The organism is Streptomyces incanus (assembly GCF_042656345.1).
Lineage (GTDB): Bacteria > Actinomycetota > Actinomycetes > Streptomycetales > Streptomycetaceae > Streptomyces > Streptomyces incanus.
The window spans coordinates 1-24,527 of the sequence record NZ_JBHSPC010000018.1 but is presented as its reverse complement, the minus strand read 5'-3'; the positions used below and the strand labels follow the sequence as shown (position 1 = coordinate 24,527).

The following is a 24,527-nucleotide window of genomic DNA, read 5'->3' as shown; positions in this document are numbered from 1 at the left end:
GGAGGCACTGCCCGAGGCAGCACCGGTAAGAACGTTCACGAAGAAGTCTGAGCGGATCTTTCGTCACGCACGCTGCAGTCCGAACCGGCCCACGTCAATGGTCCAAGCCGTCCTCACCCTGGAGCACCACCGCTGAAGAAGCTTACTAAGGGACAGCGCTGGTCGCGGTCCCCACGGTCACGCCCAGAGGTCAGCAACGACGACTCTTGCTGAGGCCTTGCTGACCCGAGCCCGGTCATCACGGCTGTGACCAGCACGTATGTCCGGTACATAGTTGTTCGGAAACAACGTCGAGGACCGGATGGGGCACGTGCGGTACCTGCTGTTCTACCTGGTCTGCGGGTACGCGGCCGCCTACGGCTTCGCGCTGCTCAACTCCGGCTCCGGGGCCCCCCTGATCGGCGCCTCGGGCGCCATCGCCGGCGTCCTCGGCGCCTACCTGGTCCTCTACCCGAAGGCCCGGATCTGGGTCCTCGTCCCCTTCCTGATCTTCCTGCCGCTGCGGCTGCCGGCCTGGATCGTGCTCGGCATGTGGTTCGTGCTGCAGGCGGTGTACTCGTCCGGCGCGGGCGTCACCACCGCCGGGACGGTGGCGTACGCGGCCCACGTGGTCGGCTTCGTCGTGGGCATGCTGCTCGCCTGGCCCCTCAAGCCGGGCACTCCCCCACCGCCCGAACCGGGCGGCGCCCTCTTCGGACGACAGGCGCGACGGGGCTGGTAGGGCCACACGCCAGCGGCCGACGGTACGGCGCGCGTGCCGTACCGTCGGCTCCCTGGTAGCCCTTGTCGGCCCAGCAACGGATGCCGGCCTCGGCCAGGACGTCGATGACGCCGTGGGTACGAGCCGCGCGGGCGTCGTGGACCGCGCCGGACAGAGCCGGCGAGGCCCACAGCAGGTGCCGAACGGGTCGGCGGGGACCCGCACGTTCACCCCGTGCTTCCGGTGCTTTCCGGGGTAGTACGGCCGGTCAGTGGCGATGCGGTAGTCAGCCGGTGGGATGGCGCGCGGGAAGGTTCTGGACGAAGCCGCCCCGTTTCTGCCCCCGCGCGCCCATCACGACCCGGCTCAGACGGCTTCCAGGACGCTGACGTAGTTGGCCACTGCCAGACCGCCCATGTTGTGTACGGCGGCGCGCCGGGCGCCGGGCAGCTGCATGTCGCCGGCGGCGCCGGACAGTTGCATGGCTGCGAGGGCGATCTGGGAGACCCCGGTGGCCCCGACGGGGTGGCCCTTGGCCTTGAGACCTCCGGAGAGGTTGACCGGCAGCTTGCCTCCCCGGTACACCCAACCCTCCTCGACCGCGCGGCGGCCCGCGCCCCGCTCGGTCAGGCCGATGACCTCGTAGAGCACGAGCTCGGCGATGGTGAAGCAGTCGTGCACCTCGGCGAAGTCGAGGTCGTCCAGGGATACGCCGGCCATCGCCGTGGCCCGCTGCCAGGCGGTGGTGCTTCCGGTGAAGGCCACCGGATCGCGTTTGCCGGCGGGCAGGAAGTCGTTGGCCTGGCCGAAGCCGACAAGCCGGACCGGAAGGGTCGCGGCGGACGGCGACGAGGCGGTGGTGAGGACCAGGGCCGCAGCCCCGTCGGATACGGGCGAGCAGTCGGTGCGGCGTAGCGGTGCGGCCACCACGGGGTTACGGTCGGAGACGGTCCGGCAGAAGTCCTCGCCGAGGTCCTTGCGGAGCTGGGCGTACGGGTTGAGCATGCCGTTGCGGTGGTTCTTGGCCGCGATGGATCCGAGGACGTCACCGACCGCGCCATATCGCTTCTCGTAGTGGTTGGCCACGTCGGCGAAGAGTCCGGCGAACCCTGTTGTGGAGTGCTGCCCGGCCATCTCGTAATCGGCCCCCAGGAGGGCCGCGCCGACCACGTCCGCTGTCGCGTGGGTCATCTTCTCGGCGCCGATGACCAGTACGGTGCGCGCGGTCCCGGCCAGCAGGGACTTGACACCCTGGTGGAACGCGGCGGAGCCTGAGGCGCAGGCGTTCTCCACCCGGGTGGCTGGGACGCCCGCCAGCTCGTCGGAGACCTGGAGCGCCAGGGACGAGGCGAAACCGAGCGGGACCATACCGGAGTTGAACTGGCCCAGAAAGACCTCGTCGATCTGGCCGGGTTCCACACCGGCGTTGCGGATGGCCTCCGCGGCCACCTGGACGATCAGCGATTCCAGGGTGTCGTCGGTCAGTTTACCGAACCGGGAGTGCCCCCATCCGGTGATCAGTACGTCCTTGCCGAACTGTTCTGTCAGGCTCATGCCGCCAACGTCTCCTCGACCTCGTCACTCACATCGAATTCGGCGTCGGTGTGGTCCCGAAGCTCGCGCATCGTGACGCCGGGGGCAATGCGCCGCAGCAACAGGCCGCGTTCGGTCACGTCGAAGACGGCACGGTCGCTGATGATCCGGTCCACCACCTTGCGCCCCGTCAAGGGAAGGGTGCACTCCTTGACGATCTTGGGAGTGCCGTCCTTGGCAACGTGGTCGGTGAGCACCACCACGCGGGGGGTTCCGGCGACCAGGTCCATGGCTCCTCCCATCCCCTTGACCAGCTTCCCCGGGATGCTCCAGTTGGCGAGGTCACCGGAACCGGAGACCTGCAGGGCGCCGAGGACGGCGACCTTCACGTGGCCGCCCCGGATCATGGCGAACGACTCCGAGGAATCGAAGATGCTTCCGCCGGGCAGGATGGTGACGGTCTGCTTGCCGGCGTTGATCAGGTCGGCGTCCTCGTCGCCGTCGTAGGGGAAAGGTCCCATGCCCAGCAGGCCGTTCTCGCTGTGCAGGGTCACGCGTACCCCCTCGGGCAAATGATTGGCCACCAGGGTGGGGATACCGATGCCCAGGTTGACGTAGTCACCGTCGTTGAGCTCACTGGCCGCGATCGCGGCCATCTCGGCGCGGGTCCATGGCATGGCGTACTCCTCCTTCGTCTCTCGCTACTTGGCTGCGGCCGCCGCCGTCGGCCGGGGCCTGACGGTGCGCTGCTCGATGTCCTTGGGCCGGTCGCCCGCCCGCACGACACGCTGTACGTAGACCCCGGGGGTCACAATGTGGTCCGGGTCGATCTCACCGACCTCGACGACCCGCTCCACCTCGGCGATGGTCGTCCTCCCCGCAGTGGCCACCACCGGATTGAAGTTCCGGGCGGTCCACCGGTAGACGAGATTGCCGTCCGTGTCGGACAGATGCGCCCTGACCAAGGACACGTCCGCGACGATGGCCCGCTCCTGGAGGTACGTCTCGCCGTCGAACTCCGCGTGCGGCTTTCCTTCGGCCACCGGCGTGCCCACACCGGTCCTGGTGTAGAAGGCCGGAATGCCCGCCCCGCCCGCGCGCAGACGCTCGGCGAGCGTCCCTTGCGGATTGAACTCGACCTCCAGCTTCCCGGAGAGGAACTGAGCGGCGAAAAGTTTGTTCTCGCCCACGTACGAGGCCACGACCTTGGCGACCTGCCCGGCTTCGATCAGAACGCCCAGGCCCTTGCCGTCGACACCCATGTTGTTCGAGACGATCGTCAGGTTCTTGACTCCGGAGTCCCGGACGATGTCGACCAGATCGACGGGAACTCCGCTGAGCCCGAACCCGCCCACTGCCAACGTCATTCCGTCGTGCAGCACGTCCTGGAGTGCTTCCGCGGCGCTCGTCCAGAGTTTTGACATGATGTTTCCCATCCTTCGAGGGGCGCGGCGAGGCCGCGCATGAAGCATCTGGTCTTGGCATGCAGCAACTACGGCCCCGGCGGGGGCCGACAGGCCCGACGCCGTTAGCGTCAGCTGTTGGCGGGAGGAAGGACCCGGCCCGCGCACTCCCCGAGCGCGATGACGCTGCCGTCGGGGCCGGGGGCGGTGGCCCGCATGCTGACCACGTCGCCGTCCCGGAGGAAGGTGAACTCGCTGCCGTCCTTGAGGGTGAGCGGCTCCGCGCCTCCCCAGCAGAGCTCCAGGAACGATCCTCGCTGGTTCCGCTCCGGTCCCGAGACGGTGCCGCCGGCGAAGAAGTCGCCCGCGCGCAGGCCCGCCCCGTTGACGGTCATGTGGGCCAGCATCTGGGCGGCGGTCCAGTACGTCTCGGCGAAGGGCGCCACCGAGATCACCTCACCGTTGAGCGAGATCTCGATCTGCAGATCGAAGCACCACGGGTCGGCATCACTGTCGTCGAGGTACGAAGCGAGCGGGGTGTCCCGGGGCGGCGGCGCGACACGGGATCCCGCCAGGGCGGCGAGCGGGGTGACCCACGGCGAGATGGTGGTGCAGAAGGACTTGCCGAGGTTGGGGCCGAGAGGAACGTACTCGAAGCTCTGGATGTCCCGCGCCGACCAGTCGTTGGCGAGGGTGAGACCGAAGACGTGCTGTTCGGCTTCGGCGAGCGGCACACGTCCCCCGGGCACCGGGGAGCCGAGCACGAAACCGACCTCGGCCTCGATGTCGAGGCGCCGACTGGGGCCGAAGCTGGGCGCCCCCTCGGGCTCGGGCCGCATCCCTTGCGGACGGGGGAAGTCCGTCCCACTGGGGACGATGGTGCCGGCGCGGCCGTGATAGCCGATCGGCAGGTGCTTCCAGTTCGCGGTGAGCGGCTCCATGTGCGGGCGGAAGATCTTGCCGACGTTGCGGGCGTGGAACTCGTTGCCGTAGAAATCCACGTAGTCGGCGACGGTGAACGGCAGGCCGAGCGTCACGTCGCTCAGGGGCACCGCCGTCGCGAGGATCGCGTCGGTACGGGCGGGGTCCAGGAACGCTGCCTGCAGCGCGCCGCGCACCTCGTCCCACACCGCCTTGGAGCAGGCCAGCAGCCCGTCCAGGGAGGGGGAGTCGGCGGCTTCCCGGGCAGCGGCGCTGACGTTCCCTCCGGCGAGGTCGAGCACGGCCGCCACATCGAGGACGTGATCTCCGAGCCGTACGCCGAGCCGAGGTGCCGCGTCCCCTGCCGTGAACGATCCGTAGGGAAGGTGCTCGACGCCGTTGCCGACGGTGCCCAGTGCCGCGGCGGCGCTGGTGGGGGACGGGGTACTCATGCGGTGCCTCCATCAGGGGCGGGGAGAAGGGCTGGGTCCAGAAGGCCGAGATCGATGAGGGATTCGACCGGCTCGAGAATGCTGCAGGTGCCGAAGGACTCGAACGTGCCGCGCCATCCGGCGCCGGCCTCCAGGTAGGCGCGGCGGACCTCGCCACGGTCCGTGAGGGACAGCATCCGTACGACCTCTGCCAGGGGCGCGCCCTGCTGCGCTGCGGCGGTGGCGAGGGCGATGTTGAGGAAGCCGTGATGCGGATAGCCCGTTTCCAGCCCGACGTACCGGATGGCCCTGTGCAGTCCGGCCGTCAGCTTGTACGGCACCCGAGCCGCGACGGCCGCGTCGATGACCGCGGCGAGCTGCTCGGCAGTGGGAAACAGCGCGGCGTCGAGGCCACCGGTCCGGAACTTCAGCCGGGCCGGTGTTCCGCCGAGGGACGCGACCCCTCCCTCTCCGACAGCACCACCGGAGAGCTCGACATGCACGGTGTAGGGGGACGTCGCCGCCAGGTCCACCGCCGCACGCAGTTGCTCAGGCCATCGCTCGTCGGTCTTCACCTCCAGGCCGCAGACCACGAGCCCTTCCGGGGGGTCGTCGGCGATGCGGCGCGCCGTGTCCAGTGCGCCGGGGGCCACGACCAGTCCGGTCCGAAGCGGTTCACTTCCGAGGTCGTGGCCGAGCTCGGTGCTCGTGGCCCGGGCGATTCGTGCGGCCTCGGGGACCCGGTCGACCGTCAGCAGGAGCGGTCCGACCAGCGGAAGGAGGGGCGTGGAACGGCGGGCCAGGTGCGCGCGTACGGCGTCCGGCAAGGTGGCGGATCCCGGCGGGAAGATCGCGGCGTCGTCGAAGAAGCCGGCGAATACCGGGGCGGTCGTCGTCACGCGAGCCACCGCCCACCGCTCCAGGACGACGCGTAGGCCTTGTCCTCGGTCGCGAGGCCGGCCTCGCCCAGCTGCAGCGGCCGGAAGGTGTCGACCATGACGCCGGTTTCGTCGAAGTAGTCCTTGCCGAGGCTGGCCTCGATCGCGCCGGGCTGTGGCCCGTGGGGGTGGCCGCCCGGGTGGAAGGAGATCGAGCCGAGCCCGATGGCGGAGCCCTTGCGGGCCTCGTAGTCGCCTCCGACGTAGAACATGACCTCGTCGGAGTCGACGTTGGAGTGGTAGTAGGGCACCGGCACCGACTTCTCGTGGTAGTCCACCTTGCGCGGCACGAAGTTGCAGATCACGAAGTTGTCGCCCTCGAAGACCTGGTGGACCGGCGGCGGCTGGTGCACCTTTCCGGTGATCGGCATGAAGTCGGCGATGTTGAACGTGTAGGGATACAGGCAGCCGTCCCAGCCCACGACGTCGAACGGATGGTGGGGCAGCGTGTGGATGGTGCCGGTGACCCCCGCCGGGCTCCGGTGCTTGATGTAGACGTCGACGTCCGTCTCTTCGACGTGCAGCGGCTCGGACGGGCCCACCAGGTCGCGCTCGCAGTACGGAGCGTGCTCGAGCAGCTGCCCGTACTGCGACAGGTAGCGCTTGGGCGGCGCGATGTGGCTGTTCGCCTCAATGGCGTAGAGCCGGACCTCCCGGCCTTCCTCCACGACCCATCGGTGCGTGGTGGCGCGGGGGATGACGACGTAGTCGCCCTGGCGTGCCGGCAGGGCACCGAAGACGGTCTCGACGACGGCCTCGCCGGCCTCCACGTAGACGCACTCGTCGCCGAGCGCGTTGCGGTAGAGCGGTGAGGTGCCGCCCGCGACGACGTAGGAGATGCGCACGTCCTCGTTACCCAGAACGAGACGACGCCCCCTGACGGCGTCGGTCTCGGCGAGGGTCGTGGCATCCGCGAGGTCGTGCAGCCTCAGGTGCCGGGGCAGCAAGGGAGCGTTGGGGGTGAGCGTCTGGTCGGGAAGCTCCCAGCGTCGGGCGCCCACGACCGCTGACGGGATATGACGGTGGTACAGGAGGGAGGAGTCGGAAGAGAAGCCTTCCTCACCCATGAGTTCCTCGTAGTACAGGTCCCCGGTGTCCGACCGGAACACGGTGTGCCGGACCGGCGGCACCTCGCCCAGTGAGCGGTAGTACGCCATCAGGCGCTCCTTGGTGATCGTCGAGCTGTGATGTGCCCCGATCTTGTGAAGGGGTCTCCTCGAGACGCAAAGCCGGCCCGGGCCCCTTGGACGCCTTGGTCGCGACGCCCTCTTCGAGCCGGTTTCCCGCTCTCCGAGCGGGTGAGGCGCGGGATGCCGCGTCGGCGAGAATCCCGATCCGGCCGGGCAAGATGCTTCCACGTTGACATGGAAATGAAATGTTCGGCGTGCCAGAGTCGACGTTGGGCCCTCGTGACCAGGGCCGCAGCGCTCATCGCTGCCGCAATGCCAGGAGAGGAGGCCGATTCCGTGAGGACACGTGACATCGGCGACGATCCCCGGACGCGCCGTGCACGGACCGGCGCCGCCTCGGTCTTCCCGGTGCCGGCCCAGCGGCTGGCAGTGGTCGACCTGGGGAACGAGCTGCACACCAGGCCCCACGTCGGGGCGATGTCCGAGAGACTGAACTGGAGCGTGCTGCACCTGCACGAGGCCGAGGAACTGGGCTGGGCGCTCACGGTCAACCGCCCGGCTGCCGTGCTCGTCATCATCCCCGCGGACCTGCCGCCCGACCCCACGACCGTCGCACGGGTGCGCCGGGCCACGCGTGCACCCATCGCCGTACTCGCCGACGTCACCGGGCCCCAGAGCGTCGCGCTGATCTCCGCCGGAGCGGACACCGTGCTGCCCACCAGCACCCGGGAGGAGGAGATGGGCGCTCGGGTACTGGCATTGGTGCGGCGGGCGGCCGAAGGCTCCGACGCGGGTGCCCGCTACCTTCTGTCCGGGCCGCTGCGCGTCGACCTGTGGCAGCGAGAAGCCACCCTCGACACCGAGCCGGTACGGCTGACCAACACGGAGTTCAAGCTGCTCGTCTGTCTGATGGAGGCCGGAGGACAGGTGGTCCCGGCCAGTCGTCTCACCTCCCGTGTGTGGGGGTGGGCCGGCGGTGACGACGGACTCAACACACTCCGTATCGGAGTCGGGCGTCTGCGGCGCAAGCTGGGCGACACCGTCCACGAGCCGCGCTTCGTCCTCTCGGTGCGAGGCTCCGGCTATCGGTTCGGTGGTCAGGTCACCGAAGTGGGGGCCAGGGAGGAGGAGCGGCGCACGTCCGAGACGGGCAGCGACCTGCTCCTGGCCGAGCGACTGGCCCGACGTTGCGAGGAGCTCGCCAGCGCACCCGACGCCAGGTCCGCGGCGAGCCTGGTCGCCCGCTCCCTCGTCCAGGAAGGGACGGTCGATGCGGTCGGCCTGCACCTGTTGGACGGTGATCGACTGCAGTTGGTCGCCCATCACGGGTTCAGCGCCGCCTGGCAGGAGGCTGCCCAGGAACTGCGTCTTGCCGACTCCGGCTTCGCCGCCGTCCGCACGCTCACGGCGGAGGAACCGGTGCAGTTGCGCCGCTTCTCGACCAAGGCGGGGTATGCCCGCACGGCGGCGCTGGCTCACGTGGAGTTGCCCGGCACCTACCTCTTCGTCCCGCTGCGCAGCGGTTCCTCGGTGGTCGGGGCGATGGGCCTGCACCGTCACTCCTCCGAGCCCTTCGGCCCGTTGAGCATCACCTACCTCAAGGCGGTGGCGGCTCTGTGCGGTGTGTGCCTGAGCGCACGCTGGCGTACCACTTCCACCTGATACCGGCTCACCCTTCCCGATCCGCCCTTGCCGGAGAGCCGGCGAGGCCGAGATCCCACCTGGCCGCACCCGGGCGCGGTCGTGGGCTCTGCGATGCTGGGCACATGATGCCCCAGAAGCCGGAGCCCGACGTCACCGACCTGGACTTCCAGTCCTTCGCCGAGTACGCCCACGGGCGCACCAGCGAGCTCGTCGACGACGCCGATCTCGAGGCCGCATCGCTGGTGCTCACTCTCCACCGCGCGGCGGGCACAGTCGTCTACGACCTGGAGTCGACCGTCCACCGGCCCGCCGGGTGGAGCTGGTCGGGCTTCCGCCTGCTGTACGTGCTCTGGGTCTCGGGGCCGCTCGAAGCCCGGCACGCGGCCCGCCTCTCCGGCATGAGCCGGCAGAGCACCTCGACGCTGTCCAAGACCCTCGAACGCCATGGACTGCTCACCCGTGCCCCCCGGCCCGACGACGGCCGGTTGATCACCTATGCGCTCACCGCCGAGGGCGAACAGCGGGTTCGAGAGGTCTACCGCGCCCACAACGACCGCGAACGGCTGTGGGCGCGGCTCCTGACCCCCGAGGAGCGTGCCGCGGTCGTGAGCGCTCTCGGCAAGCTGCTCGCAGCCGCCGACGACCTCGAAGTACGTCGCCGCGCCGACTGACCCGCCCTGCCGCGACGCGTCCCGGCGACGAGGCGCCGGCGAAAAGCTCTCCGAAGCCCCTTGCCGGACGTGACGCTTCCCCCTACGGTCTTCCCATCCAAGGTCATCAAAGGTTTTATGACCTTCCGGACCTCATGACCTCTACGCGCTGGAGCCGCCATGTCCAAGCCGTTCGCTTCCACCGGTGAGACCAGGGTCAAGCAGCAGACCCTGGAAGTACTCGCCGACGGCGTCTACGCCGTCACCGCCGAGGGCGACCCCAACTTCGGCGCCGTCGAGGGAGAGGACTTCCTCGTCTGCTTCGAGGCACTCGCCACACCGACCGTCGCCCGCAGGACCCTGGCGATGGTGCGGGAGCACACCGACAAGCCGGTGCGCCACCTGGTCCTGTCGCACTACCACGCGGCCCGCGTCCTCGGAGCGAGCGCCTTCGAGCCCGACGTGATCATCGCCCACGCCCAGACCAAGGCGTTGATCGAGGAGCGCGGCAAGCAGGACTGGGACTCCGAGCAGGGACGCTTCCCGGTGCTCTTCGAGGACCCCGACTCCATCCCCGGACTCACCCGGCCGGATGTCACCTTCACCGACGGGCTGTCCATCGACCTCGGCGGCGACCGGGGCGAGCTGCAACTCCTCTTCCTCGGCCGGGGGCACACGTCCGGTGACATCGTCGCCTGGCTCCCGCGCCACAAGGTGCTGTTCGCGGGCGACCTGGTCGAGACCCAGGCCGCGCTGTACACCGGTGACGCCTACCACCGGGAATGGGCCACCGACACCCTCGACCGGGTCGCGGCCCTGGGCGCGGAGGTGCTGGTGGGCGGCCGGGGCGTCATCGCCCGGGGCCGGGACGAGGTCTCGGCGGCGATCGCCCAGACGCGGGGTTTCCTCACCACGTTGATCGACACCGTCCAGGGCGTCCAGGCCCGGGGAGGCGGCCTCAAGGAGGCCTTCGAGGCCGCCCACGGCGCACTCGAGCCGCAGTACGGCGGCTGGCCGATCTTCGAGCACTGCCTGCCCTTCGACGTCGCCCGGCTCTGGGAGGAGCTCTCGGGAAGCGAGCACCCGACGATCTGGACCGCGGAGCGCGACCGTGAGGTCTGGGCCCAACTGCAGCACTGAGGACGTGACGACACCATGACCACCACCGAAAGAAGCCGGATCGACGCCCCCGTCGTCGTCATCGGCAACGGCCCGGTCGGCCAGACCGCCGCCCTGCTCCTGGCCCACTGGGGTCTGTCCACCATCGTGTTGGACCAGCGTCCCGAGCGCGATCCGGTCGGCTCCAAGGCGATCGCCCAGCAGCGCGACATCCTCGACATCTGGGACACCCTCGACGGAGCCGGCCGACAGATCACTCAGGAGGGCCTGACCTGGAACCGCTCTCGCACCTTCTACCGTGAGCACGAACTCTTCTGCACCGAGTACACCGACGACGGCAGCGTCTTTCCGCCGTTCGTCAACATCTCCCAGACCCGCACCGAGCAGGTGCTCGACGAACGCATGGCCAACCAGCCGCTCATCGAGGCGCGCTGGGGACACCGGGTCACCGACCTGATCCAGCATCAGGACCACGTCGAGCTGCTCTGTGAGACCGCCGACGGGAACGTCACGGTCCACGCCGCCTACGTGCTGGCCTGCGTGGGCGCCCGCGGGCACGACCTGCGCGACCACCTCGGAGTGGGGTTCGGCGGCCGCACCTTCGGCGACCAGTTCCTCATCTGCGACATCCAAGCCGATCTGCCCGGCTGGGAACGGGAGCGGCGCTTCTACTTCGACCCGGAGTGGAACCCCGGGCGCCAGGTGCTGATCCACCCCTGCCCCGATTCGACGTACCGGATCGACTGGCAGGTGCCCGAAGACTTCGACATGGCGGCCGAGGAGAGCGACGGCCGGCTCGACCGCCGGATCCGGGCTGTGATCGGCGACCATGCGTATCGGATCGTCTGGAAGTCGGTCTACCGGTTCCACTCCCGGGTCGCCGACCGGTTCCGGGTGGGGCGGGTGCTCCTGGCGGGCGACGCCGCCCATCTGGTCTCCCCGTTCGGCGGCCGGGGCTTGAACTCGGGGGTGCAGGACGCCGAGAACGCCGCATGGAAGGTCGCCGCGGTCCTGCACGGCATGGCTGGGGAGGGCCTGCTGGACAGCTATCACCACGAGCGGCACGCCGCGGCCCTGGAGAATCTCGCGATCACGGGAGCCACGATGGAGTTCCTGGTGCCCCAGACCCCCACGGAACAGGCCCGGCGGCTCGACGTGCTGGAGCGTGCGGTGGCGGATCCGGCCGCCCGGGCGGAGGTGGACTCGGGGCGGCTGGCAGAGCCGTTCTGGTACGTCGACTCGCCACTGACCACCACCGACCCTGCGCGCCCCTTCGCCGGTCGCCCGCCGAAGGGATCCGTGCCGGCACCCGGACCTGGCGTACTGGTACCTGACATCCCGGTCGCCGATCCCGCCACGGCCAGGGCTACGCGCCTGCGACTGCTGGCGCGCAGGCGTTTCACGGTGGTCACCGGCGACGGGGTGGACGCCGCCGCGCTGCACCGGGAGCTGCTCGACCTGGGCCGTGCCGTGCCTGTGCACCGGAGCGCGGACCTGGCCGAGGGCGGCGCCGCGAGGCTTGGCATCAAGCCCGATGAGGTGTGGGTGATCCGCCCCGACGCCCATCTGGCCGCCACACTCACCGGTCCCACCGCGGTCGAGGTGAACGCCGCCCTCACCCGGGGCCTCGGAGCCGCTGTCACCGCGTTTCCGCAGTCACCCCGGCCGACATCCTCCCGGGCCTGACACCGAGCTGTTGAACGCCATAAGGACGACGCAAAACAAGAAGGAAGCCAAAGAAACTGATGAACTTCACTCACGAGACGCTGCCGCAGCGTGTCGTCTTCGCCGCCGGCTCGGCCGCAGAGGCCGTAGCGGCGGAGGTGGCGGCACTGAAATGCAGCAGGGTCATGCTCATCGCCTCCGGGCGGGAAGCCGGCTTGGTCGACCCGATCGCGAAGAAGCTCCCGGTCGTGCTCCGGCACGAGGACGTCGTGATGCATGTGCCTGTCGAGGTGGCTGTCCGGGCACGCGAGGCCGCAGAGACCTCGGGAGCTGATGTCCTGGTGTCGGTTGGCGGCGGATCGACAACGGGCTTGGCGAAAGCGGTGGCCATGACAACCGGTCTGCCGATCATTGCCGTTCCCACGACGTACGCCGGGAGTGAGGCGACCAGCGTGTGGGGCCTGACCGAGGGTGAGACGAAGACCACCGGTGTGGACAACAAGGTTTTGCCGGCCTCGATCGTCTACGACGCCTCGCTGTTGACCAGCCTGCCGGGAAAGATGACTGTGGCCAGTGGGCTCAACGCGATGGCGCATTGTGTGGACTCGATGTGGGGGCCGCGGTCGGACCCGATCGATCGGGCGTTGGCGCAGGAGGGCATTCGCGGCCTGGCGGAGGGGCTGCCGGTGGTGGCAGCTGACCCGGCGAGCATGGCGGGGATCGAGCAGACGCTCTACGGCGCCTACCTGGCCGCGGTCGCCTTCGCCTCCGCGGGGTCGGGGATGCATCACAAGATCTGTCATGTGCTGGGTGGGATGTTCAACCTGCCGCACGCACAGACGCACGCTGTCGTACTCCCGTATGTCCTGGCCTTCAACTCACCCAACGCAGCTGACGCTGATGTCCGGATCGCGACCGCATTTGGGTCGCCGACCGCCACTGCGGGCCTCGCCGCGTTGCGCAAGACCCTCGACGCACCAAGGGCGCTCAAGGACTTCGGCATGCCGGAGAGCGGGATCGAGAAGGCGGTTGCGCCGCTCCTCAGAGCGATCCCGGTCAACAACCCGACCCCAGTCACTCACGAGAACGTCACCGCCCTTCTGCGGGCGGCTTGGGAAGGAAGCGAACCCGCATGAGCCCGACCGACGCCCAAAACCTTGCTGTCCAGCGGATCGAATACGCCGAGGCCGAACAACAGACCCCGTGCCGGCCAGTCAAAGCGCGCCAGGCGGAGATTGAGGAGGACGTACTTCAGCGCGTGATCCGCTCCTTCGACGGCTGTGCAGATCCGCGCCTGAAGCGAGTCATGGTTTCGCTGGTAGAGCACCTGCATGCGTTCCTGCGCGACGTGCGGTTGACCGAGGAGGAGTGGGGCGAAGCGATCAAGTTCCTCACCGCGGTCGGGCACATCACTGACGACAAGCGCCAGGAGTTCATTCTGCTCTCCGACACCTTGGGCGCCTCGATGCAGACCATCGCGATCAACAACGAGGCGTACAAGGACGCCACCGAGTCAACCGTGTGGGGCCCGTTCTTCGTCGAGGGTTCCCCGGAAATTCAGAACGGCGAGGACATGTCCTTCGGAGCCGCCGGCCAGCCGTGCTGGGTTGAGGGCACCGTCACCGACACCGAGGGCAACCGCCTCCCCGGCGCTCGGATCGAAGTGTGGGAGGCCGACGCGGACGGCCTGTATGACGTCCAGTATGCGGACGGCCGGGTCGCCGCCCGCGCCCACCTGTTCGCCGACGAGAACGGCGCCTATCGCTTCTGGGGCGGCACGCCGACGCCGTACCCGATCCCGTATGACGGCCCGGTGGGCAAGATGTTGCAGGCCGTCGGTCGCTCGCCGTACCGGGCGAGCCACCTCCACTTCATGGTCACCGCACCTGGGTGCCGCCGGCTGGTCACCCACATCTTCGTCGCCGGTGACGATCTGCTCGACAAGGACAGCGTCTTCGGGGTCAAGGAGTCCCTCATCAAGGACTTCGTCGAGCAGTCGGCCGGCACGCCCACACCTGACGGACGGGTTGTCGAGGGCACCTGGACCCGCACCCGGTTCGACATCGTCCTTGCCCCCACTGGGTCGTGAACGCTCCTTCCCTCACCGAGGTCCGAATCGCCGAAGCCGCTCGTTGTGCCGCAATAGCCGCGGGCGACATCTATGCGCTGACAGACCTACTTCACGCCGGCCTGCGCTACAGACTCACCAGAGGCTTGTGGGACACCAAAACCGAATGCCTTGTCAAACTGAGCGATGGAATACCTCGACATGTCCTCGACGGAGGTCGGTGCCAGTTCGGTTGGCGACGTGGTGTTCCTGTGGGTCCACGTCAACGCCCGTGTCCCTGCACTGGTCGGCCGGCGTCCGATCTGCAACGCGTGCGTCACAGCGTGGATGAAGGATGTAGGCCGTTGTTTGAGCGCCTCGCGCCTCCAGGCCCTCGGCACACGAGGCACCCTTGATCCCGCGACACGACCACAAGCCCTTGCTATTCTACGATGCATGTCATACAAGCGTTGACGATCGGGCTCCGAGCGTTGGCGGAAGAGGTGAGCATTGCCAATGGCGACCAGGGCAGGATTGCTGACAAGGACACCGCTACGCCGATTCAGCGTGATGGAAGACGCCGAGCTGGAGGCCCTCGAGGCGAGCGCCCCGGTTTGGCTCACCGAATGCAAGTTCAAGACGCCTCGCCGTCAACTTGCCGCCATCACGCGAGCGTCGCTTTCGGCGACCACGCTCGGACCAGTGAAGCTCGTCTACGCCCACACCGTCGGCAGCGAGTTGGCCGTCGATTTCACTCGGCAAGAGTCCAACTACGTCGTGAGCTTCGCGCTTGCAGGCACCAACCAGGTGACCGTAGCCAATGAGCAGGCGCTCTGCTCGGCCACGCGAGCGGTGATTCTGTCGCCGCAGATGGTCGCCGGCATGCACCTCAGCGACGGGTACGCGCAAGTGCACGTCAGCATCGAGCGTTTCGCCCTGGACCGGAACCTCGAACGGATGCTCGACAGGCCGGTCACCAAGCCGATCCGGTTCCAGATAGACATGGACCTGACCCGACCCGTCCTCGCATCCTGGGTCAGGGGGGTCAAGGTGCTGCTGGAGGATTTGGATGAAGCCTCAGGCCTCAGCGCCGTAGGAGCAGAAGCCAACCCGTGGCCAGACTTCCTCATGACGGGGCTGCTGTTGGCCCAGCCGAACAACTACTCGGAGTGGCTCAACCAAGGGCAGGTCAATGGATTTCGCCCCCAGTCACTGAAGCGCGCGGTCGAACTCATCGAGCAAGAGCCTGCCGGCGATCTGTCGTTGAGTCGGCTCTGCTCGGTGGCGGGGGTTAGCGCGCGGGCTCTGCAGCGACATTTCCGCGAGTACGTCGGCCTGTCGCCGCGAGAATACGTGCAACGGGTTCGGTTGGAGCATGCGCACAACGACCTGGCTGCGGGGGCGGGGAAGACGGTCGCCGAGATCGCTTACCGCTCGGGTTTCACCCACGTGCCTCGCTTCGCCGGCGCATACCGGGAGCGCTATGGCGTCCCGCCGTTGGTGACTCTGCGTGAGTCTGCGACCCGGTAGGACAGCCCCCGCGCATGCGCGGCAGTGCGTACTGAGCGGGTGAGTCGCATGGGGGACCGCGGAGCCGCTCTGCTGATCAGCAGGCAGCAAGTCGTAGGGACAAGACCGCAGGACCTGCCCTGACCAGGGCAGGTCCTGCGGTCTTGTCCCTGGCAAGTCCACTGTGTTCCGGCCCACGGGCAGTGTCATCGCCCCCACAACTGGGGTCGCATTACGGATCGGCACGTCGCAACGCGGATCGGAGGTTCGTCCAGACCCTCCTAGCGTGAGACACCCAACACATCCCAGAAACAATGGAGCACAATCGATGGGCGCCATCAGCGACGACATGAACGGCATCAAGTTCGTACACCAGTACGGTCTAGGTCTGCACACCACCGACCGGGTGCCGGATGTGCACAACCCCACCTGGCAGAAGCGGCAGATCGACGACTTCGTCGAGTTCGCCCAGCTCGCCGAAGAGCTCGGATTCGATGGTCTGACCGTCACCGAGCACCACGCGCCACTGATGACCTGTCCCTCGCCGCACCTGCTGATCGCGGCGGCGGCCGTGAAGACCAGCACGATCCGCCTCGGCACGGCAGTCACGATCCTGCCGCTGTACAACCCCATTCGGGTGGCCGAGGAGGCCGGCACCCTCGACCTGCTCAGCGGCGGTCGGTTCGAGCTGGGCATCGGACGAGGCGCGCCGGGCGAGGCACGCATCGCGCTGGGGCGCGACCTCAGCGAAGCGGATCTCAAGGAGGCATGGCTGGAGTCCCTCGAGCTCGTCCGACTCCTGCTCAGCGAGCACGACGTCACCTTCGATGGCAAGTACTTCAAGGTCACGAGGCCGACCACGATCGCCACCCGCCCGCTCCAGGAGGATTTCCCGATCTGGCTGGCATCCGGCAGCCTCGAAAGCATGGCGGTCGCCGGCGGGTACGGCTGGAGCGTGATGCGCAACTTCGGCACCGACCAGTCCCACAAGGAGGCGCTTGACTACTACCTCCAGGTCTCCAAGAAGCACGGTCACGATCGATCAGCGGCCAACATGATGGTGGAGCGCTTCATCGCGATCGGCGAGACCGAGGCCGAGGCTGAAGCCAACTGTGACGTCTTCGCCAACACGTTCAATCAGTTCATGGCGCACTACGCCTCCAACGGCCGCTCGGTCCCCAAGAGCGACGGCGAGTTCGCGATTGACAAGAAGAAGGACCGCCCTGCACTCACGGTAGTCGGCACGCCGGACCAGATCATCGACCAGCTCCAGGAGGCACTCGACGCAACCGGCGCGCGCCGCCTGCTCATCGAGACCTTCACCCCCGACCAGACCCGCCTGTTCGCGCAGGAGGTCATGCCTGTCCTGCGAGCGCGCAATGCAGGCTGAGTCCAAGCCCGTGACGAGCGCTGTGCGCCTCGCCCAGCAGGGGTATTTCTGGGTCGGCGTCACGTACCAGGAGAGCGAGGGCCAGACGCTTGTCGACGGCACGCAACTCTTTGTCGACTTCCAGGTGCCGGAGGAGCAGACGCAGGCTTACCCGGTCGTCCTGATCCACGGTGGTGGGGGCCAGGGCCTGGACTGGATGTCGACTCCCGATGGCCGACCCGGCTGGCGGACGCTCCTGCTCCAGCGCGGCTTCTCCGTCTACACCCTCGACCGCCCGGGACAGGGCCGTTCCCCGGTCCGTCCCGCTATCACCGGCCCCTCGCCGATGCCCTCCTCGGTGGAGACGCTCGGCGTCATGTTCGCCGGAGCGAACAACCCCGAGCACACCCAATGGCCAGGCACCGGCCTCGCGGACGACCCCGCACTCGCCCAGCTCCTGGCCTCCCAAGGACCAATGCCCGACCTTGCGCACGACCACGAGCTGATGCGGAGGCGAGGAGCGGAGCTCCTGGATCGGATCGGTCCGGCCATCATCATCACCAACTCCGCCGGCGGCCCGGCTGGATGGCTGATGGCCGACGAACGGCCCGACCTTGTGCGGGCCATTGTGGCACTGGAGCCGCTGGGTCCGAGCGGGCCGTTCCCGCTGCCGTGGGGGCTCGCCGCCTGCCGGATGAACTACGACCCGGCACCGTTGGCCGCCGCAATCGACCTGATCAACGTCCAGGCCACCGACTCGGAGCCTCCGATGCGACTGCAAGCCGCCCCACCCCGTCGCCTGCCGGGCCTCACCGACACGCCGATCGCGATCGTCACCGGCGAGCAGTCCTTCGCCGGGCCCATGGACGCCGGCACTGTCGCCTTCCTGCGCCAAGCCGGGTGCGAGAACGTCGACCACCTTCGACTTGGTGACCTCGGGATCCACGGCAACGGCCATCTCATGATGCTTGAACGCAACAACGACCAGGTGCTTGACGCCGTCATCGCGTGGGTCAGCGAGCACGTCGTTCTCACGCCCTAGGCCTTCCTCGACCACGCGTCGACCGCCCCGTCCGGCGTGACGCCGTCACGCCGGGCCGTGAATCCATGAAGGACACATCCCTATGAACTTGCGCCCGTTGTCGGCCGACCCGACCGAACTGCGACATGCCTTCGCCTGCTTCCCCAGCGGTGTCGTGGCTGTGTGCGGCTGCATCGAGGACGAGCCTGCTGGCATGGCCGTGAGCTCCTTCACCTCGGTCTCCCTCGACCCCGCCCTGGTGTCGGTCTGCGTGCAGAAGACGTCGTCGACGTGGCCCTTCCTGCGGGACCTGCCCCGGTTGGGCATCAGTATTTTCGCCGAGGACCAGGCGGCGGCCTGCCGAGCCCTCGCGGGACGGGGCGACAGGTTCCGCGATGTTGGGTGGAAGAGGACCGTCGAGGGTGCGATATTCATCGACGGTGCCGCGGCCGTGTTCGACTGCTCGGTCTACCAGGAGATCGACGCCGGCGACCACGTGATTGTCTTGCTCAAAATCGAGGCGCTGCGGGCGGACCGCGCACGGCTGCCCCTCGTGTTTCACCACAGTGAGATGGGACGACTGGCCAACTCCCACGGCCGCACTGCTCAGGGACTCCCGTTGCTGTTGGTCAGTGAAGGTGGTGCGGCGTTGTTTCCGCCCGTGTGCTCGTAGGACGAGCCATCACGAGCCCCGTCTCGGTCGCGGGCCCCGTTGTCTCCACTGCGGCGAACGCCGTGCTGGACCTGGCGGGACGGTCACCTTGCGAACGACCGCCGAGGTCCGGGTGCCGGCCTTCTTGGCGCGGCGGGCCTGGTGCTTATTGGCTTCGGCCGCCCGCTTGTACTCGTCGGCGTTGCAGCCGAAGAGCTTGCCGGCCGTCTGGCCGCCGGCCTGGTCGAGCTGGAAGCGATCAATATGGGAGGCCTTGAATTTTAAGCTGCACCGGTGACCGCCGGCGTATTGGGGGACCGTGCCGTTGGCCTCCAGCTCGCCCATGAGCGTCCATTGGCCGCGGCTGAACACCTTCCCGGGATTCGTGGTGTCGGACACGACCTCGACGCCGATTCCCTCCCGACGCCCGGCGCGGGCGACCTGCGCGTACCGGACGACCCTTCTGCCGGAGCCGGGGCAGCACGTGGTCCTGGACATCGGCGATCATGTCGGGAATCTCGAAGCGGTCAAACCGGTCACCACGGACAGCTCGGAGAAGTCCTCGGCGATGCCGAAGCTGGCGGGATCGTCGAGGATTGTCAGAAGTAGGGCTGTCGAGTCGAGGCCGAGGCCGTAGGAGAGCGACTTGTGCGGAGCTGCGCGGAAGGCTGCCAACGTGTCCGCGGCTACCACGTCCGCCGGGGTGCGGGAGGGCGTCGGCGAGGTGGGTGCGGGGTCTCGTCGAGGTGGTGGTCAAACAGGATGAGCGAAGTCATGAGGGTGCCTATGAGCTGCCAGCGGTGGTGAGGTGGGGGCGATGCTGGGGCCGGTGCGGCCGTCGTCGCCGTTGATGGTAGGGGGATTGCCGGCGGCGTCCCGGTACTCGACGAGGCTGAGCCGGACCAGGGAGGCGCTGGTCGGCCAGCCGACGGCGGCCCGCTGGGCGTCGCTCAGGATCGCGCGGCCTCCCCGCGCCGGTGATGAAGTACGGTCCGACGCCACTTCTTCTGGGCGGTCCCCGGAGGCAGCCGGTAGCGGTCGCCGTCGTTGCGGTAGACCAGGTCGTCGTCCAGGTAGACCTGGAGCGTCGCGGCGCTGACGTTTCCTATGAGATGGCCGTCGGGATGCAGGCACGCAGCCCGAAGGTGCTGGGGTGCGGGAGGGTACGTGCTGATCATCGCGGTCCCTCCAACGCGGGGAACTGCCCTGGGAGCAGAGCGGCCACCTGCGTGCTTTCCGGCTGGCTGGCTGGCCGGCGGTGCGGCAGCCGTCAGGGGCCCTCTCAGCTCGTCGCGGCACGGGGGTTCGTCCGCCGCCACTTCGGGCAGCGCCACATCAGTCCGGCCGAGACCGCTGCCGTGACGATCGCGCCCTTCTGCTCGGTGTCGGCAGCGGCAAAGGGGTCTGCACAGCGAACGGGTCTGTCCACCATCGTGTTGGACCAACGTCCCGAGCGCGATCCGGTCGGTTCCAAGGCGATCGCCCAGCAGCGCGACATCCTCGACATCTGGGACACCCTCGACGGAGCCGGACGGCAGATCACTCAGGAGGGCCTGACCTGGAACCGCTCTCGCACGTTCTACCGCGAGCACGAACTCTTCTGCACCGAGTACACCGACGACGGCAGCGTCTTTCCGCCGTTCGTCAACATCTCCCAGACCCGCACCGAGCAGGTGCTCGACGAGCGGATCGCCGGCCAGCCGCTCGTCGTGACACGCTGCATCAGGAGCTGCTCGACCTGGGCCGTGCCGTGCCCGTGCCCGTGCACCGCAGCGCGGACCTGGCCGAGGGCACCGCCGCGACGCTGGGCATCAAGCCCGACGAGGTGTGGGTGATCCGCCCCGACGCCCACCTGGCCGCCACACTCACCGGTCCCACCGCGGTCGAGGTGAACGCCGCCCTCACCCGGGGCCTCGGAGCCGCTGTCACCGCGCTTGCGCAGCCGCCCCGGCCGACCTCATTCCGGGTCTGACACCGAGCTGTTGAACGTCACCTGCAATCGACATGTCACTGAAATGCATTCCGGGTCACAGTGATGCCCATCGGTGACGACGATCACGCCGAAGGGTGGTGGGGCATCACGTCACCCACCACCCCTCGGTCAAGCAGACCGGCGTCCCCCTCCTCCTGAAAGGCCGCACAGTGACTGCTACCCCACATGCCACGGGTGCTCCCGATGCACCGTCGCCGGCCGCGCGGCTCGACCGTCTGCCGGTCGGCCGGTGGCACTGGAAACTCACCGTGCTGGTCGGGATCGGCGCCTTCTACGAGTACTACGAGGTCTTCCTCGGCGGAGTGCTCGCCGCGGTCCTCGGCCCGCTGTGGCAGCTCAACAGCTTCGAAACCGCCAGCCTCATCGCTTCGGTGTTCCTGGGCATGTTCTTCGGCGCCCTGACCCTGGGGCGCCTCGCCGACCGAATCGGCCGACGGCGCATGTTCCTCATCAACCTGACCATCTACCTGTTCTTCAGCCTGGTCGCCGCGTTCGCCCCCAACCTCTGGGTGCTGGTCGCCTGCCGCTTCATCGCCGGCATCGGCGCCGGCGCGGAGGCCGCCCTCATCCCGGCGTACCTCGCGGAGTTCATCCCGCCGAAGCGTCGAGGCCGCCACATCGGCTACGCCTTCACCATGGCCTTCCTCGCCTACCCGGTGATCACCCTCATCGGAGCCCCCCTTGCGGGGAGTCACTTCCTCATCGACGGGTGGCGCTGGCTGCTGGTGATCGGTTCCAGCGGCGTCCTCGCCCTGCTCTGGTTCCGCCGTGGTCTGCCCGAGTCGCCCCGCTGGCTCGCCTCGGTCGGTCGCCTCGACGAGGCCGACGCGCTGATCACCAAAATCGAGAAGGAGATCGCCGAGAGCACCGGAAAGCCGCTTCCGCCCGTGCCGGTCACCGTGTCCCAGGCACCCGCGCACCAGGGCGAGGACCGAGCACGGGTCTCCGACCTCTTCAAACGCGGCGCTCGCAGAGCCATGATCGCCGCCGGCGCACTGTGGACGCTCAACGTTCTCGCCTACTACGGCTTCAGCTCGCTCACCCCGCTCCTGCTGGCCGACAAGGGCTACGACCTGAAGAGCTCCCTGCTCTACACGGCTGTCATGGCGATCGGATACCCGCTCGGAGCGTTCACCGCCGCACTCATCGCCGAGCGGTACGAAAGGCGGACCGTCTGCATCGCCACCGGTTTGGGCACAGCCGCAGCCGGCCTCTTCTTCGGCTTCGGGATCGGCAGCCTGGTGATCATGGCTGCGGGCTTCGCGATCGGGTTCCTCTCCAACGTGCAGACCAGTTCCATCAACATGTACGGCTCGGAGGTCTTTCCCACCAGACTGCGCACCACCGCGATCGGGCTCTGCTACGGCACCGGACGCCTCTGCGCCGTCGCGATCCCCTACCTCGGCATCGCGATCCTGGACACCTTCGGAGGCACAGGCGTCGTCCTGCTGTCCGTCACCCTCTACGTCGTCACGGCCGTCCTGGTCTGGATCTTCGGCCCCAAGACCACAGGCAAGTCCCTGGAGGAGATCACCGAGGAACACAGGCCGAGTTCGCCGTCCGTCGCGACGGTGGCCTGACCGCCCGACAAACTCTCCACAGCGAGGAGTCCTGGTGTCCCCTACGGAACAGCTGATCGACTTCGTGCGGTCGACGCGGCTTGACGAGATCGACCTCGAAGCCCGACGCGTCGTCCGCACCATGATCACCACTGTGCTCGGCACCACGGTGGCCGGAGCCGGTGAAGACGGGTGCCGAGAACTGAGAGGACTCCTGCTCGAGAACGGTGGTGCCCCACAAGCCACCTCACTCGTCCACGGAGACCGCCTGCCGGCCGCCTCGGCAGCGCTGCTCAACGGAGTCATGGCTCGTGCGCTCGACTACTGCGACGCCATGGAACCAGGCCTCCACCTCGGCTCCTCACTGGTCCCCGCCGCCTTGGCCGCCGCCGAGTTCCGCGGCGGGGTCAGCGGAGAGGAGTTCGTCACAGCCGTCGCGGTCGGCGCCGAGCTGGGATCGCGGCTCAACCTGACCGAGGCCCTGTACGACGGTTTGGACCCGACCGGCGTCGTCGCCCCGCTCGCCGCCACCGCAACGGTCGGCCGCATCCTCGGGCTGTCGACAGACCAGCTACGGGCGGCCCTCGGCCTGGCCTTCAATCGCGCCGGCGGGAGCTTCCAGAGCAACGTGGACGGCTCCCTCGCCGTGCGACTCATCCAAGGCTGGGCCGCCGAGGCAGGCGTGACCTGCGCGCTCTGGGCCCTGCGAGGGCTCACCGGCCCCCACAACTTCCTGGACGGCGTCTACGGGTACACCCACCTGTACGGGCGGGGCCAGGTCGACGCAACCACCTTCGTCGAGGAGCTGGGCGATCACTATGCGCTGACGGGGACGATGTTCAAGAAATACCCCAGTTGCGGCCTCACACAAGGGGTGACCGAGCTGGCCCTGCAGGCTCGCCGGTCGGGAATTTCCGCCGAGCAGATCGACCGGGTCGACGTGGTGCTCCCGCCGTACGCCTACCGGCTGGTCGGGCATCCGTTCGCACCCGGCACCAACCCGAGGGTCAATGGCCAGTTCAGCGCTCGATTCTGTGTCGCCAACGCATTCCTCAACGGCTCCTCCCGGCTGGAGCATTTCGCTCCGGCGGCCGTGACCGGGAAGGCGGTCGGTGACCTTGCCGCCCGAGTACACGTCACCGCGGACTCCGCGCTCGACGAGCGCGGCCACAGCGCGGCCGACCTCATCGTCGTCAGCGGCGACTCCGAGCAGCACTTCCGACTCGACATCGCGCCGGGCTTCCCCGAGAACGCCCTTTCCCAGGAAGATCACGACCGCAGGTTGCAGGACTGCCTGGCAGCCGCGGCATCCCCCCTGCCGGACAGTCGGATCGACAAGCTCATGGGGTCTCTGCGGACCCTCGAGGAACTCGACGACGTCACGGATCTGGTCGCGGACCTGATCAGCCCGGAAGCCGACGCCGACAGAACGGCCTGAGCACGGAAGTTCCTTGAGTCGTCGTCTCCGGTACCATGCCCCGGCCGATGAATCGGCCGGGGCATGGTACCGGGACCGAGGTACTGTCAGTCCTTGATTTCGTAGAAGATCCGCCGAGTGTGACGCGACTTCTGACGGACGTGGAGGGCAGCCCCTCAGCCGCCTGCCCGGCCAGGACCGGACGTCAGGTAACTCGGGGCAGCCCACGGTGAACCGCTCCGGGATCAGTGGAGGCTTTGATGTGCCCCGGAGCGGTTCAGTGTCACCGCATTCGGCTTCCGCGATCCGATCACCGGGTTGCTCTGTGCCCTGAAGCGGCTCGCCAGGGTTTTTGCGGTCGAGTACTCGGTCATCTGGCGCTGCCGGGGCAACCACGTCCGGGCGTACTCCTCCATCGTCTGCTGCCCCAGGTCCCGGCGCGCCTCCGCCACCGAGAGGGAAACCCTCTTCCGGTCGGCGTACGGCTCCGTCAGCCTTTCGACCGCCGCGTCCTGGGTCCGATACCCGGTTTCCTCTCGCTGTCTTCCCCGGGCGTCGCGAAACCGGATGGTGCAGGCGTGCGGGCACCGGCTGGGCCTGGAGCAGCCACAGGGCTCGAAGAAGGAGCCCATGCCACGAGCGTGCAGACGTCAGCAAGGCAGTACGGGACCTCCCCCCGGGTGGTGGACACCCTGACCTCCGGCCCCGGTGGGGGCCGGGAGAGGGTGACCGATTATGGTGATGAAGGTCTATTCGCCCGAGTTCAAGGCCGACGCCGTGGCCCTGTTCCACTCGGACCCGGATCTCACGATCGCGCAGACCGCGC

General features: G+C 68.3%; 24 protein-coding genes and 2 pseudogenes. 15 read left to right on the top strand and 11 right to left on the bottom strand.

Annotation, left to right across the window (positions count from 1 at the left end; all coding sequences use genetic code 11):
- Positions 1 to 274 precede the first annotated feature (274 nt).
- Positions 275 to 721: pseudogene (locus ACFP2V_RS08210) on the top strand (rhomboid family intramembrane serine protease); the annotation flags it as partial.
- Between the two features lie 19 nt (positions 722 to 740).
- Here ACFP2V_RS08210 and ACFP2V_RS08205 read toward each other — a convergent pair.
- The 7 genes and pseudogenes from ACFP2V_RS08205 to ACFP2V_RS08175 all read right to left on the bottom strand — a co-directional run.
- A pseudogene (locus ACFP2V_RS08205) lies at positions 741 to 982 on the bottom strand (transposase family protein); the annotation flags it as partial.
- 84 nt (positions 983 to 1,066) lie between these two features.
- Positions 1,067 to 2,254: an acetyl-CoA acetyltransferase gene (locus tag ACFP2V_RS08200; protein WP_381207721.1), complete on the bottom strand. Its 1,188-nt coding sequence runs from the start codon at positions 2,252 to 2,254 to the stop codon at positions 1,067 to 1,069.
- Complete coding sequence (locus tag ACFP2V_RS08195; RefSeq protein WP_381207718.1) at positions 2,251 to 2,910, bottom strand: CoA transferase subunit B; 660 nt, start codon at positions 2,908 to 2,910, stop codon at positions 2,251 to 2,253. The genes ACFP2V_RS08200 and ACFP2V_RS08195 overlap by 4 nt, the downstream gene beginning before the upstream one ends.
- A gap of 24 nt (positions 2,911 to 2,934) precedes the next feature.
- The gene (locus tag ACFP2V_RS08190; protein WP_381207716.1) at positions 2,935 to 3,657 is read right to left on the bottom strand and encodes a CoA transferase subunit A; all 723 of its coding nucleotides are present in this window, start codon (positions 3,655 to 3,657) and stop codon (positions 2,935 to 2,937) included.
- Between the two features lie 110 nt (positions 3,658 to 3,767).
- Positions 3,768 to 5,009, bottom strand: coding sequence for a fumarylacetoacetate hydrolase family protein (locus tag ACFP2V_RS08185; RefSeq protein ID WP_381207713.1), 1,242 nt, complete (start codon positions 5,007 to 5,009; stop codon positions 3,768 to 3,770).
- Positions 5,006 to 5,887, bottom strand: coding sequence for a hypothetical protein (locus tag ACFP2V_RS08180; protein WP_381207710.1), 882 nt, complete (start codon positions 5,885 to 5,887; stop codon positions 5,006 to 5,008). Before ACFP2V_RS08180 ends, ACFP2V_RS08185 begins: the two co-directional genes overlap by 4 nt.
- Positions 5,884 to 7,083, bottom strand: coding sequence for a homogentisate 1,2-dioxygenase (locus ACFP2V_RS08175; RefSeq protein WP_145768036.1), 1,200 nt, complete (start codon positions 7,081 to 7,083; stop codon positions 5,884 to 5,886). Before ACFP2V_RS08175 ends, ACFP2V_RS08180 begins: the two co-directional genes overlap by 4 nt.
- Positions 7,084 to 7,392: 309 nt before the next feature.
- Between ACFP2V_RS08175 and ACFP2V_RS08170 the strand changes: the two genes are divergently transcribed.
- The 10 genes from ACFP2V_RS08170 to ACFP2V_RS08125 all read left to right on the top strand — a co-directional run bounded on the left by ACFP2V_RS08170 (position 7,393) and on the right by ACFP2V_RS08125 (position 18,753).
- Positions 7,393 to 8,718, top strand: a complete 1,326-nt coding sequence (locus ACFP2V_RS08170; RefSeq protein WP_381207707.1) for a winged helix-turn-helix domain-containing protein — start codon at positions 7,393 to 7,395, stop codon at positions 8,716 to 8,718.
- Positions 8,719 to 8,822: 104 nt separating this feature from the next.
- Complete coding sequence (locus ACFP2V_RS08165) at positions 8,823 to 9,371, top strand: MarR family winged helix-turn-helix transcriptional regulator (protein ID WP_381207704.1); 549 nt, start codon at positions 8,823 to 8,825, stop codon at positions 9,369 to 9,371.
- A 159-nt stretch (positions 9,372 to 9,530) separates the two neighbouring features.
- Positions 9,531 to 10,490, top strand: a complete 960-nt coding sequence (locus ACFP2V_RS08160) for an MBL fold metallo-hydrolase (protein WP_381207702.1) — start codon at positions 9,531 to 9,533, stop codon at positions 10,488 to 10,490.
- Positions 10,491 to 10,505: 15 nt separating this feature from the next.
- Positions 10,506 to 12,155 (top strand): FAD-dependent monooxygenase, encoded by a 1,650-nt coding sequence (locus ACFP2V_RS08155; RefSeq protein WP_381207699.1) that lies wholly within the window; start codon positions 10,506 to 10,508, stop codon positions 12,153 to 12,155.
- 59 nt (positions 12,156 to 12,214) lie between these two features.
- On the top strand, positions 12,215 to 13,270 hold the full coding sequence (locus tag ACFP2V_RS08150; RefSeq protein ID WP_381207696.1) for a maleylacetate reductase: 1,056 nt from the start codon (positions 12,215 to 12,217) through the stop codon (positions 13,268 to 13,270).
- Positions 13,267 to 14,223: an intradiol ring-cleavage dioxygenase gene (locus ACFP2V_RS08145; protein WP_145768032.1), complete on the top strand. Its 957-nt coding sequence runs from the start codon at positions 13,267 to 13,269 to the stop codon at positions 14,221 to 14,223. Before ACFP2V_RS08150 ends, ACFP2V_RS08145 begins: the two co-directional genes overlap by 4 nt.
- A 474-nt stretch (positions 14,224 to 14,697) precedes the next feature.
- Positions 14,698 to 15,711, top strand: coding sequence for an AraC family transcriptional regulator (locus tag ACFP2V_RS08140; protein WP_381207692.1), 1,014 nt, complete (start codon positions 14,698 to 14,700; stop codon positions 15,709 to 15,711).
- 307 nt (positions 15,712 to 16,018) lie between these two features.
- Positions 16,019 to 17,080 carry an LLM class flavin-dependent oxidoreductase gene (locus tag ACFP2V_RS08135; protein WP_381207689.1) on the top strand — a complete coding sequence of 354 codons (1,062 nt, stop codon included), beginning with the start codon at positions 16,019 to 16,021 and terminating at the stop codon, positions 17,078 to 17,080.
- A 10-nt stretch (positions 17,081 to 17,090) separates the two neighbouring features.
- On the top strand, positions 17,091 to 18,101 hold the full coding sequence (locus ACFP2V_RS08130) for an alpha/beta fold hydrolase (protein ID WP_381207686.1): 1,011 nt from the start codon (positions 17,091 to 17,093) through the stop codon (positions 18,099 to 18,101).
- Between the two features lie 82 nt (positions 18,102 to 18,183).
- On the top strand, positions 18,184 to 18,753 hold the full coding sequence (locus ACFP2V_RS08125; protein WP_381207684.1) for a flavin reductase family protein: 570 nt from the start codon (positions 18,184 to 18,186) through the stop codon (positions 18,751 to 18,753).
- Positions 18,754 to 18,762: 9 nt separating this feature from the next.
- Here ACFP2V_RS08125 and ACFP2V_RS08120 read toward each other — a convergent pair whose 3' ends face one another.
- The 3 genes from ACFP2V_RS08120 to ACFP2V_RS08110 form a co-directional block, all read right to left on the bottom strand.
- The gene (locus ACFP2V_RS08120; protein WP_381207681.1) at positions 18,763 to 19,230 is read right to left on the bottom strand and encodes a hypothetical protein; all 468 of its coding nucleotides are present in this window, start codon (positions 19,228 to 19,230) and stop codon (positions 18,763 to 18,765) included.
- 6 nt (positions 19,231 to 19,236) lie between these two features.
- Positions 19,237 to 19,425 (bottom strand): hypothetical protein, encoded by a 189-nt coding sequence (locus tag ACFP2V_RS08115; RefSeq protein ID WP_381207678.1) that lies wholly within the window; start codon positions 19,423 to 19,425, stop codon positions 19,237 to 19,239.
- A gap of 257 nt (positions 19,426 to 19,682) precedes the next feature.
- A complete protein-coding gene (locus ACFP2V_RS08110) occupies positions 19,683 to 19,910 on the bottom strand; it encodes a hypothetical protein (protein WP_206188794.1) in 228 nt (75 codons plus the stop codon).
- A 258-nt stretch (positions 19,911 to 20,168) separates the two neighbouring features.
- On the opposite strand from ACFP2V_RS08110, the gene ACFP2V_RS08105 reads away from it, so the two are divergent.
- The 4 genes from ACFP2V_RS08105 to ACFP2V_RS08090 all read left to right on the top strand — a co-directional run bounded on the left by ACFP2V_RS08105 (position 20,169) and on the right by ACFP2V_RS08090 (position 23,722).
- Positions 20,169 to 20,567, top strand: a complete 399-nt coding sequence (locus tag ACFP2V_RS08105) for a hypothetical protein (RefSeq protein WP_381207675.1) — start codon at positions 20,169 to 20,171, stop codon at positions 20,565 to 20,567.
- Entirely contained in the window at positions 20,564 to 20,704 is a 141-nt protein-coding gene (locus tag ACFP2V_RS08100) for a hypothetical protein (RefSeq protein WP_381207672.1), read from the top strand. The genes ACFP2V_RS08105 and ACFP2V_RS08100 overlap by 4 nt, the downstream gene beginning before the upstream one ends.
- 170 nt (positions 20,705 to 20,874) lie before the next feature.
- Positions 20,875 to 22,305 (top strand): MFS transporter, encoded by a 1,431-nt coding sequence (locus ACFP2V_RS08095; protein ID WP_381207669.1) that lies wholly within the window; start codon positions 20,875 to 20,877, stop codon positions 22,303 to 22,305.
- A gap of 34 nt (positions 22,306 to 22,339) precedes the next feature.
- Positions 22,340 to 23,722 (top strand): MmgE/PrpD family protein, encoded by a 1,383-nt coding sequence (locus ACFP2V_RS08090; protein ID WP_381207666.1) that lies wholly within the window; start codon positions 22,340 to 22,342, stop codon positions 23,720 to 23,722.
- A 224-nt stretch (positions 23,723 to 23,946) separates the two neighbouring features.
- Here ACFP2V_RS08090 and ACFP2V_RS08085 read toward each other — a convergent pair whose 3' ends face one another.
- Positions 23,947 to 24,333, bottom strand: coding sequence for a hypothetical protein (locus ACFP2V_RS08085; RefSeq protein WP_381207663.1), 387 nt, complete (start codon positions 24,331 to 24,333; stop codon positions 23,947 to 23,949).
- Positions 24,334 to 24,527 lie beyond the last annotated feature (194 nt).

Bases quoted from the DNA above. Each gene is read 5' to 3' on its own strand.
- ACFP2V_RS08085 (WP_381207663.1), bottom strand. From the start codon at position 24,333: ATGGGCTCCTTCTTCGAGCCCTGTGGCTGCTCCAGGCCCAGCCGGTGC.
- ACFP2V_RS08145 (WP_145768032.1), top strand. From the start codon at position 13,267: ATGAGCCCGACCGACGCCCAAAACCTTGCTGTCCAGCGGATCGAATAC.
- ACFP2V_RS08140 (WP_381207692.1), top strand. From the start codon at position 14,698: ATGGCGACCAGGGCAGGATTGCTGACAAGGACACCGCTACGCCGATTC.
- ACFP2V_RS08190 (WP_381207716.1), bottom strand. From the start codon at position 3,657: ATGTCAAAACTCTGGACGAGCGCCGCGGAAGCACTCCAGGACGTGCTG.
- ACFP2V_RS08175 (WP_145768036.1), bottom strand. From the start codon at position 7,083: ATGGCGTACTACCGCTCACTGGGCGAGGTGCCGCCGGTCCGGCACACC.
- ACFP2V_RS08185 (WP_381207713.1), bottom strand. From the start codon at position 5,009: ATGAGTACCCCGTCCCCCACCAGCGCCGCCGCGGCACTGGGCACCGTC.
- ACFP2V_RS08165 (WP_381207704.1), top strand. From the start codon at position 8,823: ATGATGCCCCAGAAGCCGGAGCCCGACGTCACCGACCTGGACTTCCAG.
- ACFP2V_RS08155 (WP_381207699.1), top strand. From the start codon at position 10,506: ATGACCACCACCGAAAGAAGCCGGATCGACGCCCCCGTCGTCGTCATC.
- ACFP2V_RS08160 (WP_381207702.1), top strand. From the start codon at position 9,531: ATGTCCAAGCCGTTCGCTTCCACCGGTGAGACCAGGGTCAAGCAGCAG.
- ACFP2V_RS08195 (WP_381207718.1), bottom strand. From the start codon at position 2,910: ATGCCATGGACCCGCGCCGAGATGGCCGCGATCGCGGCCAGTGAGCTC.
- ACFP2V_RS08125 (WP_381207684.1), top strand. From the start codon at position 18,184: ATGAACTTGCGCCCGTTGTCGGCCGACCCGACCGAACTGCGACATGCC.
- ACFP2V_RS08110 (WP_206188794.1), bottom strand. From the start codon at position 19,910: ATGATCAGCACGTACCCTCCCGCACCCCAGCACCTTCGGGCTGCGTGC.
- ACFP2V_RS08150 (WP_381207696.1), top strand. From the start codon at position 12,215: ATGAACTTCACTCACGAGACGCTGCCGCAGCGTGTCGTCTTCGCCGCC.
- ACFP2V_RS08120 (WP_381207681.1), bottom strand. From the start codon at position 19,230: ATGTCCAGGACCACGTGCTGCCCCGGCTCCGGCAGAAGGGTCGTCCGG.
- ACFP2V_RS08200 (WP_381207721.1), bottom strand. From the start codon at position 2,254: ATGAGCCTGACAGAACAGTTCGGCAAGGACGTACTGATCACCGGATGG.
- ACFP2V_RS08135 (WP_381207689.1), top strand. From the start codon at position 16,019: ATGGGCGCCATCAGCGACGACATGAACGGCATCAAGTTCGTACACCAG.